This window comes from Amycolatopsis jejuensis (assembly GCF_000717335.1).
GTDB classification, from domain to species: Bacteria; Actinomycetota; Actinomycetes; order Mycobacteriales; family Pseudonocardiaceae; genus Amycolatopsis; species Amycolatopsis jejuensis.
The window spans coordinates 60,084-72,192 of sequence record NZ_JNYZ01000008.1; the positions used below are offsets into that span (position 1 = coordinate 60,084).

Annotated in this window: 11 protein-coding genes; 3 read left to right on the forward strand and 8 right to left on the reverse strand. The window is 69.8% G+C overall.

Annotated features, from left to right (window positions below):
- The first annotated feature begins 34 nt into the window (after window positions 1-34).
- The gene (locus tag OO71_RS11765) at window positions 35-640 is read left to right on the forward strand and encodes a TetR/AcrR family transcriptional regulator (protein ID WP_033289752.1); all 606 of its coding nucleotides are present in this window, start codon (window positions 35-37) and stop codon (window positions 638-640) included.
- On the opposite strand, the gene OO71_RS11770 is transcribed toward OO71_RS11765, so the two are convergent.
- The 8 genes from OO71_RS11770 to OO71_RS11805 form a co-directional block, all read right to left on the reverse strand.
- Window positions 637-1,473, reverse strand: a complete 837-nt coding sequence (locus OO71_RS11770) for an LLM class F420-dependent oxidoreductase (protein ID WP_033289753.1) — start codon at window positions 1,471-1,473, stop codon at window positions 637-639. The two genes, OO71_RS11765 and OO71_RS11770, sit on opposite strands and share 4 nt — an antisense overlap.
- Window positions 1,470-2,873 (reverse strand): amidase, encoded by a 1,404-nt coding sequence (locus OO71_RS11775; protein ID WP_033289754.1) that lies wholly within the window; start codon window positions 2,871-2,873, stop codon window positions 1,470-1,472. The genes OO71_RS11770 and OO71_RS11775 overlap by 4 nt, the downstream gene beginning before the upstream one ends.
- Window positions 2,870-3,664: an SDR family NAD(P)-dependent oxidoreductase gene (locus tag OO71_RS11780; protein WP_033289755.1), complete on the reverse strand. Its 795-nt coding sequence runs from the start codon at window positions 3,662-3,664 to the stop codon at window positions 2,870-2,872. The genes OO71_RS11775 and OO71_RS11780 overlap by 4 nt, the downstream gene beginning before the upstream one ends.
- A gap of 33 nt (window positions 3,665-3,697) precedes the next feature.
- The gene (locus OO71_RS11785) at window positions 3,698-4,684 is read right to left on the reverse strand and encodes an aldo/keto reductase (protein WP_033289756.1); all 987 of its coding nucleotides are present in this window, start codon (window positions 4,682-4,684) and stop codon (window positions 3,698-3,700) included.
- A complete protein-coding gene (locus tag OO71_RS11790) occupies window positions 4,681-6,090 on the reverse strand; it encodes an MFS transporter (RefSeq protein WP_033289757.1) in 1,410 nt (469 codons plus the stop codon). The genes OO71_RS11785 and OO71_RS11790 overlap by 4 nt, the downstream gene beginning before the upstream one ends.
- Before the next feature lie 482 nt (window positions 6,091-6,572).
- Window positions 6,573-7,955 carry a hypothetical protein gene (locus tag OO71_RS11795; protein WP_033289758.1) on the reverse strand — a complete coding sequence of 461 codons (1,383 nt, stop codon included), beginning with the start codon at window positions 7,953-7,955 and terminating at the stop codon, window positions 6,573-6,575.
- Window positions 7,956-8,069: 114 nt separating this feature from the next.
- Window positions 8,070-8,786 carry a FadR/GntR family transcriptional regulator gene (locus OO71_RS11800; protein ID WP_084144883.1) on the reverse strand — a complete coding sequence of 239 codons (717 nt, stop codon included), beginning with the start codon at window positions 8,784-8,786 and terminating at the stop codon, window positions 8,070-8,072.
- A 41-nt stretch (window positions 8,787-8,827) separates the two neighbouring features.
- Entirely contained in the window at window positions 8,828-9,592 is a 765-nt protein-coding gene (locus OO71_RS11805) for a sulfite exporter TauE/SafE family protein (protein WP_033289759.1), read from the reverse strand.
- Window positions 9,593-9,707: 115 nt separating this feature from the next.
- Here OO71_RS11805 and OO71_RS11810 point away from each other — a divergent pair, with 115 nt between their 5' ends.
- Window positions 9,708-10,715 carry an arginase family protein gene (locus OO71_RS11810; protein ID WP_211260497.1) on the forward strand — a complete coding sequence of 336 codons (1,008 nt, stop codon included), beginning with the start codon at window positions 9,708-9,710 and terminating at the stop codon, window positions 10,713-10,715.
- A gap of 31 nt (window positions 10,716-10,746) precedes the next feature.
- A complete protein-coding gene (locus OO71_RS11815) occupies window positions 10,747-12,072 on the forward strand; it encodes an MFS transporter (RefSeq protein WP_051791463.1) in 1,326 nt (441 codons plus the stop codon).
- The last annotated feature ends 37 nt before the right edge of the window (window positions 12,073-12,109 follow it).

Consider the following 12,109-nt stretch of genomic DNA (forward strand, 5'->3'; position numbering starts at 1 on the left):
GCTAGGGAATGCAAATCTTCCTTATAATGGAGTCGTGACCCCCACCGCCAAGTCACCCACCCGGCATCGCCGGCGCGGGCCCGCGCTCGAGGCCGCGCTGCTGGAGGCAGCGTGGGACGAGCTGGTCCAGGTCGGCTTCGCGAAACTGACCATGGAGTCCGTCGCTGCCCGCGCCGGAACCGGCGTCGCCGTGCTGTACCGCCGCTGGGCGAACAAGGACGAGCTCGCGCTTTCCGCGCTCGAGCGCTACCGCATCGACCACCCGATCGGCCTGCCCGACACCGGCACCCTGCGCGGCGACCTCCTCGCCGCGCTGACCGCCATGGGCGAGGCCCGCGCCGCCTTCTTCGCCGTGGCGACGGCCACCGCCTTTTCCGGGCTGCTGGCCGGCTCCGGACTGACCCCGGCCCAGATCCGCGACCGAATCCTGGGCGAGGAACGGACCTCGCGGATCGCCACCCTCTATCAGCGCGCCCACGACCGCGGCGAGATCGACCTGGAACGGATCCCCTCCGCAGTGCTCACCCTGCCGTTCGATCTGGTCCGCCACGACCTGGTCATGGACCTCAAACCCGTGAAGCCCGCCCGTATCCGGTCGATCGTCGACGAGCTCGTCCTTCCCCTCGCCCAGGACGGCTAAGCCTGCCCGGTCCGCTCCACGAAAGCCGCCAAATCGTCCAGCAACCGCAAAGTCTCCCCCTCCGGAGCGGTGTCCAACGTGAACGTCACCCGATCCACGCCCACCTCCGCATAAGCCTCGATCGCCGCCAAATCGGTAGTCGCGCCGCACAGCGTGGTGCGGACATCGGGGCGGCCTTGGTCGGCCAGCCAGGACCGGACGCGGCGCAGTTCCTCCGGTGGGGTCTTCACCCGCGGCATCCAGCCGTCGCCGTAGCGGACCAGGCGGTCCAATGCCGCCTTGCTTTCGCCGCCGATGTAGATCGGCGGGTGTGGCTGCTGCACCGGTTTCGGCCACGAAAACACCGGATCGAAGTCGACGTGCTCGCCGTGGAATTCGGCCTCGTCGTGGGTCCAGAGCTCCTTCAAGGCGGCCAGTTTCTCGTTCAGCAGCGGGCCGCGCCGGCGCGGGTCGACGCCGTGGTTGCGCATTTCCTCGCGGTTCCAGCCGACGCCTACGCCGAACAGCACGCGGCCGCCGGAGAGCCGGTCCAGGGTCGCGATTTCCTTGGCGGTGTGGAAAACGTCGCGCTGGGCCAGCAGCGCGACGGCGGTGCCGATGGTGAGCGTGGACGTCGCCGTGGCGGCCGTGGCGAGTGCGACGAACGGGTCGTACGTGCGGTAGTACACGCGGGGCAGCACGTCACCGCCGGACCACGGGCTCTCGCGCTTCACCGGGATGTGCGAATGCTCGGTGACCACGAGCGTTTCGAACCCCCGTTCCTCCAGCGCCCGGGCCAGCGCACCCGGCTGGATCCCTTCGTCGGTGAGGAACGTGTTGACCCCGAACTTCATTTCGCCTCCGCATTTCCGCGCCGGTCCGCCTGCAGTGCCTCGACCGCCGCCGCTACCGCCAGCACCAGCCGGTCGGCGTGCCGCGCGCCGACGATCTGCAGGCCGACCGGCAACCCCTGCGCCGTGAAGCCGACCGGCACGCTGATCGCGGGCTGCCGCGTCATGTTGAACGGGAAGCTGAACGGGCACCATTCGGCCCAGCTGCGCAGGCCGCTGCCCGGCGGGACGTCGTACCCCGCGGCGAACGGCGGAATCGGCACGGTGGGCGTGATCAGCACGTCGTACCGGGTGTGGAACTCGCCCATCCGGATGCCGAGCCCGGCCAGTTCGCTTTGTGCGGCCTGGTAGTCGTACGCCGTGAGCCGCGCGCCCTGAGCCGCCATCCGGCGCAGCCCCGGGTCGGCCGGTTCCGCCGCCGCCCCGCGCTCCCGCCGCGAACGCTCCAGCCGGTGCGCGAAACCCATGGACCACAACACTTCGAACGCCCCGAGCAGGTCCGGCAGGTCGGGATCGGTCTCCGTCACGGCGAACCCGGCAGCAGCCAGGTCGGCCACCGCAGCAGCGACGACCGCGGCGACCTCCGGGTCGACCTGCACCCGGCCCAGCGCAGGCGAGAACGCCACCCGCACCCCGCGGACGTCCGGCCAAGCGCGGTAGCTCTCCGTTTCCGCCCCATCGGCGGACGGGTCGCGGTGGTCCGGGACGGCGAGCACGTCCGTCATCGCGGCGACGTCGGCGACCGTACGGGCCATCGGTCCCGCGTGCGCGAGCGTTCCGAGGACACTCGGCGGGTACATCGGGATGCGGCCGTACGTCGGCTTGAAGCCCACGATCCCGCAGAACGCCGACGGAATCCGGACCGACCCGGCGCCGTCGGTCGCCACCGACACCGCGCCCATGCCCGTGCTCACCGCCACCGCGCTGCCGCCACTGGACCCACCGGCGGTCAGCGACGGGTCCCACGGATTGCGCGTGATGCCGTCGATTGCGTTGTCCGTGACGCCTTTCCAGCCGAACTCCGCCGTCGTGGTCTTGCCGAGCAGCACGAGCCCGTTCTCGCGCAGGCGCGCGGCAGCGGGGCTGTCGGTGTCCCACGGCTGCGTCGGATCGGTGCTCGGCGAACCGGCCAGCGTGGGCATTCCCTGGGTGAGGAACAGGTCTTTGATCGACACGGGTACCCCGTCGAGGGCGCTCAGCGACCGCCCCTCGGACCAGCGTTGCTCGGCAGCTTTCGCCTGCGCCAGCGCGCCTTCGTGGTCCACGTGCGCGAAGGCCCGGTACGCGTCGTTGTGCGTGTCGATTGCCTGCAGCGCCGCCCGGGTCGCCTCCACCGGAGACAGCTCACCCGCGGCATACGCGGCGCTGAGCTGGGCCGCGGTCAGCTTCGCGAGATCGGTCACCGGTCGTTCTCCGGATGCACCTCGCGGGCGAACCGCGGATTCCCGGCCAGCAACCCGCCGTCCACCGGAAGCAGCGCGCCGGTGATCCACGAAGCCTCGTCCGAGGCAAGGAAAAGCGCTGCGGTGGCGATGTCGTCAGTGGTACCGACGTGCCCGAGCGGGTACCAGCTGCCGAGGCGCTCCAGGAGATCGGGGACGAGCTTCTCGCGCTCGTTCCAGACGTCGGTGCGGAACGTGCCCGGTACCAAAGCGTTGGCCCGGATGCCGTCCGGCGCATGCTCGACGGCCAGATTGCGGGTCAGCGACTCGACCCCGGCCTTGGCCGCGCTGTACGCGGACGCGCCGACGTGCGTGTGCGCGTTCACCGACGAAATGTTGATGATCACGCCCTTGCCCTGGCCGATCATCGTCGGGAGCACCCGCTGGGAGCACAGGAAAGTGCCCTTCAGGATGACGTCGATGTCGCGGCTCCAGTCCTCGATGCGCGCGTCGAGGATACTGGCCGGATTCGACGTGAACGCGTTGTTCACCAGCACGTCGATGCGCCCGAACTCACGCACCGCCGCATTCCGCATCGCGTCGACGTCGTCCTCGCGGCGCACGTCGGTGCGGACGCCAAGGGCCTGCCCGCCCTGGTTCCGCACCGACTTCGCGACCTCGCCGGCCGCCTCGCCGTTCGCGTCGGCGACCACTACCGCGGCCCCCTCGGCCGCGAAGCGGTGCGCCAGCGTACTGCCCAGCCCGGTCCCTCCTCCGCCGGTCACAATGGCCACCTGGTCCGTGAAACGCATAGCGCAAACCTCAGTCAGGTCAGTCGAGCAGGTTCAGTCGAGCAACGTCATCCGGTCCGGCGAGTACCGCTCGCCGGTGATCTGGTCAGCAGGTACCGCTTTCTCGATCGCGGCAATGTCCTCTTCGGACAGTTCCAGGTGCGCGGCCGCCACGTTCTCTTCGAGGTATTTCCGCCGCTTCGTACCCGGGATCGGCACGACATCGTCGCCACGGCTGTGTACCCACGCCAGCGCCAGCCGGGCCGCCGTGACCCCGCGGTCCTCCGCCAGCGCTTCGAGCGCACGGACGAATTCCAGGTTCCGCTTGAGGTTCCCGGATTCGAACCGCGGCTGGGAAGTCCGCCGGAAGTCGTCCTTGTCGAAGTCGTCCGGCGAGCTGAACCGGCCGGTGAGGAACCCGCGGCCGAGCGGCGAGTACGGCATGATGCCGATGCCGAGCTCGCGGCACACCGGGACGACGTCGCTCTCGATCGACCGTTCCCACAACGACCATTCGGACTGCACCGACGTGATCGGGTGCACCGCGTGCGCCCGGCGGATCGTGTCGGCGGACGCCTCGGACAGCCCGAGGTGCCGCACCTTCCCGGCCGCGACGAGCTCCGCCAGCACACCGACCGTCTCCTCGATGGGGACCTCCGGGTCGACCCGGTGCTGCTGGTACAGATCGATGTGGTCGACCCCGAGCCGCCGCAGCGATCCGTCGCACGCCTGCCGCACATACTCCGCGTCGCCGCGCACGCCGCGTTTCATCGTGTCATCGGACCGCACGACGCCGAACTTCGTGGCCAGCACGACCTGGTCGCGCCGTCCGGCGATCGCGCGGCCCACGAGCTCCTCGTTGGCCCCGTACCCGTACATGTCCGAGGTGTCGAGCAGGGTCACGCCCAGCTCGAGCGCCCGGTGCACGGTCGCCAGCGACTCGGTTTCGTCGGCGCCGCCGTAGAACTCGCTCATGCCCATGCATCCGAGCCCCTGTTTGCCGACGGCAAGGCCGCCCAGCTGCCGAACAGGCAAGGTCATCCGGTTTCCTCCATGGTGTTGTGCCGGACCGGCGGCGCGGTGGCCGGAACCGGCTCGTTGATGTTCTTCCGGTGGGTTTCCGGCATCAGGAACACCGCCACGAACGTGATCACGCAAACCCCGGCCATGTAGGCGGCGACGGACACCGACGACCCGGTCGCGGCGTACAGCGAGGTCGCGATCAACGGCGCGAAGGCACCGCCCAGCACCGAACCCAGCTGCACTCCCAGTGATACCCCGGAATAGCGGAGCCCGGTGGAGAACACCTCCGCGAAGAACGCGCCCTGCGGCCCGTACATCGTGGTGTGCATGAGGCCGAGCCCGATGATGAACGCCGCCAGGATGACCACGCTCGACTTCGTGTTCAGCATCGGCCAGAAGCCGAACGAGAACACCGCCAGCATGCCCGACCCGGCCAGCAGCATCGTGCGCCTGCCGAACCGGTCGGACAGCGCACCGGACAGCGGCAGCAGCACGAGCTGCACGCCGGCCGCCACGAGCACCGCCAGCAGGATGGAATTCTTGGACAGGCCGAGGATCTTCGGGTTCGTGCTGTACGACACCGCGAAGGTCATGAAGAGGTAGTACGTCACGTTGATGCCGATGTACGCGCACGCGACCAAGGCGATCTGCCGGTAGTGCACCTTGAAGGCGCGGATGACCGGGGAACCCTTGACCTCCACGGCAGGCTCGGGCGGGAGGTCGGCCTCGGCCCGCTGCTTCTTGACCTCCTGCAGGTGCCGGAACGCGTCGGTGTCCTCGAGCTTGAGCTGCAGGTGGATGGCCAGCCAGATCAGCAGTGCGCTGACCAGGAACGGGACGCGCCATCCCCACGATTCGAAGGCCGCGGGCGAGGTGACCCGGATGACCAGCAGGAACGCCAGGTTGCCGAGGATGATCCCGCCCGGCGCACCGGCTTGCGCGAAACTGGAGAAGTAGCCGCGGCGATGCGCCGGGGCGTTCTCCGTCGCGAGCAGCACCACGCCGCCGAGCTGCCCGCCCACCGCGATGCCCTGCAGGAAACGCAGCAGCACCAGCAGGATCGGGGCGGCGACGCCGATCACCGAATGCGTCGGCAGCAGCCCGATCAGGGTCGAGGCCACCCCCATTCCGGCGAGTGCCCCGATCAGCGCGGTCTTACGGCCGCGCACGTCGCCGATGTGCCCGAAGAGCATGCCGCCGAGCGGACGGGCGACGAAGCCCACCGCGAACGTGGCGAAGCTGAGCAGGACCCCGGTCAGCGGGCTCTGTCCCGGGAAGAAGAGCTGGGGGAAGACCAGCGCCGCCGCCGTGCCGTAGATGAAGAAGTCGTAATTCTCGATGCTCGAGGCCGTCAGCGCCGCCGTGGCGACCTTGGCCATCTTGAGCTTCGGCGGCCCCGTTGCCGGATCTTGTGCTTGAACCATCCGCCCACTCCTCCCGCCCCGTTGCGATGAGTTTGTCACCTGCGTGCCCTGTTTCGTCTAACGAAACGTTAGTACCACAGCGTGATATAGGTTTCTACAGGCCCAGACCGGTGCGGTCAAGGGGTCCGGCGAGGTCGGCGCAGGCTTTCGGCCCCCGCGACGAAGGTCCTCGTCAATTGCGTCGGACAGCAAAGGCGGCGCAGCAGCCTTCCAGGCAATCCGGAAACTGGCCCGTCCGGCGGAGAAGTTCTGGTCATCGACAATCAGCCCGGAATCGGCACGAGCCAGGAACACACCCGAGGATTCGCCGACGCAGCCAAGAAAGACCCCGGCGTCCAGCAAGCAGGTAAGACGGGAAAGTCACCATCGCCAGGTTCGACGCAGGCCCACCCGTGCACCCACGAAACCCAGCCCTGCACCCCGATACGACGCCTGAACACGGTCACAATTCCGGCTTCGGGGTGCCCCCACGCAACAGTTCCTCAACGCCGAAGAACCCATCGCCACACCCGATCCCACCACCCAGGCCGCCGCCCGAAATACACATCCCCGCCGATATCCCGAGCCTGCACAACCTGCCCGGACACCGCCCCCGCAACCACATTCCCCTCCACCGGCTGCTCCCCGACCGGCCGAACCACCCGGACGACATAGCCGGCCAACCCCGCCGTCCCCGCGGCAGTCTCCACCTCGGCCCGCCCCAAGGCCTCCCGAGCGGCAACCTCCACCGCCCCGGCCAGCCCTGCCTCCCTCTTCTCCCCCGCCACCACCTCGGCCAGCTCGGCATCGACCTCCCGCAACTCCGCAGCCATCCGCGCCTCCCGGACCCGCTGCTCCCGCCACTCGCCCTCCCGCCGACGGACCTCGGCAACCAGCGGATCCGCACTCTCGAGGTCCCACTCCACCCGCCCACCGAGAAACGCCCGGTCCGTAGCCGCGGTCACCGTGCCCACCCGCGTCGCGAGCCGCTGCCAGGACTCCTCCCCCGATCCGGCCACGTACCGGCGGATCTCGAACAACAACCGGTACATCCCCTCCGCCGTACCCCGCGCACGCACCTCGGCCAGCTCCGCCTGCCATCGCACAACCAGCTCAGGATCGAGCCCGCCGACGGCCCCGAGCTGCTCAGCGAGCCCGTCGTACAGGTCTCGCATCCGGCGAGACCGTTCGGCCCCGATCCGGGCATCCAACGGCAACGGCCTCGGCCCGGCCCCCTCGACCGGCGGCAAAGCAGAATGTCGTGCCCGGAGCACCCGCCGCGTCGCCCGCAGTTCCGCGGCACGTTTCGTGTACCCCAGATTCGCCGCGACCTGTTTGCACAAGTCGTACACCGACAGTTCCGACCGCGGCCGCAACCGCACGAGCACCGCAGCCGACTCGGCGAAGCTCAGCACCAGCACCGCGGGCAGCTGTGCCTCGGCAATGCCGAAGTACGTCGCACACCGCGAAACCGCCTCCGTCCACGCAGTGCGATGTTCCCGGGGAGGACGCGGCGGTTCGGCCATCCCGCGGCACGACGCATCCCTTGCCGCCGAACGGACGAAGCCGCTGGAGAACGCCCGATCACGGGCGCGGCTCGAGAACAGGCGCAGGTCGTGCATCGCCGCGGACTCGTGCACGAGGGTGCTCCGTTCCAGAATCGAGGTCACCGGCGGCACCCGCGCCCGCGGATCGGGGCTCAGCACCGCGATCAGCTGCCCGGTGACGTCGTGCACGCTGGTCCACTCGTCGGACAGCTCGTGCAGCTGCACCGGCGCGTCGGCAGTGCGGGCCAGCACCACGAGAAGCCCGGTGAACCCGGCCCGCTCCGCCCCCCGCACGACATTCGCCAGCAACCCGGCCGTCGTCGTCGGCGCAACCCACATGCCCCCATCGTGACCGACCCGGCTCCCCTGCACCAGGCCGTCAGCGGAGGCCCATCGCAACCGGCCCGGCGACACCACCGCGTCAGCCGAGCCCGCCCCGGCGGCACCAGCGGATCAACCCCGCCCCTTCACCGCCGTATGCCGTCCCGCCACGAGGTCACCGATCCCCGAAATGTGCTCGTGCATCGCGGCCTCCGCGGCTTCCGGGTCACCGGCCCGGATCGCCTCCAGAATGCGCCGATGCCCGGCATGCGAAGAACGGCGACCCGACGCCGTGGCGTGCGACTCGCGGCGCAGCTCACCCAACCAGTCCTGCATCACCTCGACCATGCTCACCAGCAGCGGGTTCTGCGTGGCCCGCGCGACCAGCAGGTGGAACTTCTCGTCCAGGCGCACCGATTCCGCGGCCGAAATGCCCTCGCGGACCTCGTCACACGCGCGTTCGAGCTGCCGCAGATCCGCCGGGGTCGCGCGCAATGCGGCGCGGCTCGCCACCGACGGTTCCACCACCTGCCGCAGGTCGGTGACCTGCATCGGTTCCCGTTCGGCCTGGTTCAGTGCGCCCAGCAGCGACCCGACGCTCGCGCCCGGGCCAAGCACCACCGTGCCGCGGCCGGGTTTGCGGTCGGTCAGTCCCTTCAGCGTGAGCTCGTGCATGGCCTGGCGCACGGTGCTGCGCGACACGCCCAGCTTGGCCGCGATTTCCCGCTCCGGCGGCACTTTCTCGCCGACCTGGATCTCCCCGGTGACGATCAGCTGCTCGAGGTACGCGGCGACCTCGGTGCTCATGGACGAGGGGCGCAGCCCGGCTCCCGACCATTCGATCGCCACGGCCCCTCCTTTGGTCTGTCCAACAACCCAACCCTACCAGGTCAGCCGCGGACGAACAGCACGATCGCGCTCGCCACCCCCAGCACGCACACGACGATCCGCAGCGCCCCCGCCGGCACCCGCCGCGCGAGCAGCCCGCCGGCGAACCCGCCCAGCCACGACATCACCAGCAGCACCGCGACGACCACCGGGCTCGCCTGCCCCGACAGCAGGTACACCCCGACCCCGGCGACCACGATCACCAGCGACAGTACGCTTTTCAGCCCGTTGAGCCGCTGCAGCCCGTCCGGGATGAAGATGCCCAGCACCGCCAGCAGCAGCACCCCGAGCCCGGCCCCGAAATACGAGCCGTACACCGACGCGACGAGCACCGGCAGCTGCGTCACCAACCCGAGCCCGCCCGAGGTTTCCTTGCCCTGCCGCAAAGCCGTCACGCGCGCGGACAGCCACGGCTGCGCCCACAGCAACGCGGTCGACAGCAAGACCAGGTACGGCACGAGACGAGTGAAGGCCGCGGGCGGAGTGATCAGCAGGAGCACCGCGCCGACGATCCCGCCGACCACGCACACCGCGGCCAGCTGCCGCAGGCGCAACCGCTGGTCCCGGATTTCCGCACGGTAGGCGTACGCGCCGCCTGCGTAACCGGGCACGAGGCCGATCGCGGACGTGACGTTCGCCGGGATCGGCGGCAGCCCGACGGCCAGCAGCGCCGGGAACGTGAGCAGCGTGCCACCGCCGGCCACGCTGTTCGCGGCTCCGGCGAGCACTCCCACAACCGCCACGATCAGCAATTTTGCCGCGTCCACGGGCACATCCTCGGGGTAGGACCTCGGCGGCGGCCGTCCGCGCGGAAATCCCGCGTCTTGCGATCAGCGCCGCCCGGTGCTAGAACTTGGTGACTTGGTCCGACCATAGCACCAGATGCGCGAGCAGGTGAAGGTCCCGATCCCCGGGACCGGCCAACGTCCGAAAGCAGGTCGAGACAGCTTCATGACGCATTCCCTTGACGATGCCCTCAGCGTCCTCAGCAGGTTCGAGTCCGGCACCTTCGCCGGGCTCCCCCGCCGCGCGCCCGGTGCGCGGGCCGCGATCCTCGGGCTGCCGTTCGACACCGGCACGAACGGCTTCCGGATCGGCTGCCGGCAGGGCCCGGACCACGTCCGGCACAGCTGGCTGCCGGACCGCCGCTTCCTCTTCCATTCCGATGAAGACTTCCTGTCCGCACTCGGCGTGGTCGACCTCGGCAACGTCGCGCTCACGCCGAGCAAGATCGAGGAAGCCTTCGAACACATCGAAACCGCGACCACCGCATTGCTGGGAGCGGGTACGGTACCCATCGCGATCGGCGGCGACGGTTCGGTGACGCTGCCTCAGCTCCGCGCGGCGCACCGGCAGCACGGGACGCTCGCGGTGGTGCACTGCGACGCCCACACCGACACGTCGGACGTCCCCGGCACCGGCCGGTACACCACGACCACCACCTTCCTGCGTGCCGCCGAGGAAGGCTTGGTCGACCCGGAGCTGACGTTCCACCTCGGCGCGCGCGGCACCCTGTCCGCGCTCACCGGGACCCGCAGCAACATCTCCGGAGTGGGCCACCGGGTCATCCCGATGGACGACGTGGTGCGCCAGGGGGTCGCCGAGGTCGCCGAGGAGGTGGTCGCCGCGATCGGCGGGCGGCCGGTGTACCTGTGCTGGGACATGGATTTCTTCGACCCGTCCGCGGCACCCGGCGTCGCCATGCCGGAATGGGGCGGCGCGACCGCCCGGGAAGGGCTCGCGCTCCTGCGTGCGCTCGCTCCACTGCGGACAGTGCTCTTCGACCTCAACACCGTCAGCCCGCCGCACGACATCCAGGGCCTCACCGGCAACCTCGCCGGCCGGGTCATCCTCGAATTCCTCGCCCAGCTCGCCACCCGCGTTTCCTGAATCCCCCCGCCTCACCGGAACGGAGCAGGCCATGGCCGAAGCCACGAGCACCGGCACCGCGCACCGCCCGCAGCACCGACGTGCCGCTTGGGCCGCCCTGATCGGGCAAAGCATCGAGTACTACGACTTCTACCTCTACGGCACCGCAGCCGCGCTGGTGCTCGGCAAGCTGTTCTTCCCGTCGCACGACCCGGCCGCGGGTACGCTCGCCGCGTTCGCCACGTTCGCCGCCGGGTTCCTGCTGCGGCCGGTGGGCGCGATCGTGTTCGGGCATCTCGGCGACCGCGTCGGGCGCAAGAGCATCCTCGTGCTCACGCTGATGCTCATGGGCGGCGCGACGATGTTGATCGGCTTCCTGCCGTCGTACGCGACGATCGGGGTGTGGGCGCCGATTCTGCTGGTGGTGCTGCGCTGCGTACAGGGCTTCGCGCTCGGCGGCGAATGGGGTGGCGCGTCGCTGGTTTCAGTGGAACACGCGCCGAAGGGCCGGGCGGCGTTCTTCGGGGCCATCCCGCAGCTCGGATCCCCGGCCGGGCTGATGCTGTCGTCGCTGATGGTGCTGATGTTCCAGGGCATGCCGGACTCGGTGTTCCTCGCCTGGGGCTGGCGGGTCCCGTTCCTGTTCTCCGGCATCCTGCTGGTCGTCGGGCTCGTGATCCGGTTGCGGCTGCAGGAAACCCCGGCGTTCGAGAAGGTCAAGAAGGCCGGGGAGCGCTCGCGGGTACCGCTGCTGGACGTCCTCCGCCTGGCGTGGCGGCCACTGCTGATCGGCATCGCCGCGGCCATGCTGACCAGCGGCGGGTACTACCTGGTCAACACGTTCACGATCACCTACGCGGTGAGCAAACTCGGGCTCAGCAGCAGTATCGGGCTGGCCGGGCAGCTCATCACCGCGGCGGTGCAGGCGTCGCTGATCCTGGTGGTCGGCCGATGGGCGACATACCGCAAACCGCGGCTGATCGCGTGTATCGGCTCGGCACTCGTGGCCGCGTGGGCGTTCCCGCTGTACGCGTTGCTCAACACCGGCACGCCGGGCTGGATCTGGTTCGCGCAGGCCGTGGCGACGATGTTCCAGACCGGACTGTGGGCGGTGCTGCCCGCGTTGCTGGCCAACCAGTTCCCGACGCATCTGCGCTACACCGGGATCTCGCTGTGCTACCAAGGCGCGAGCCTGATCGGCGGCTTCACCCCGGCGATCGCGACGTTCCTGCTGGCGCAGACGAACGCGTCCTGGCCAGTGGCGACCCTGCTGCTGGGTCTGGGTGTGGTCAGCGCTCTCGGCTGCGCTGCCGCCCGCCGCAGCTCCGTCGACGCCGAGCCGAACACCACCGTCGCGGTGAACCCCGCCCGAGCCTGACCCCCTCGGCGTGAAGTCCGTGAAGTCCGTGAAGTCC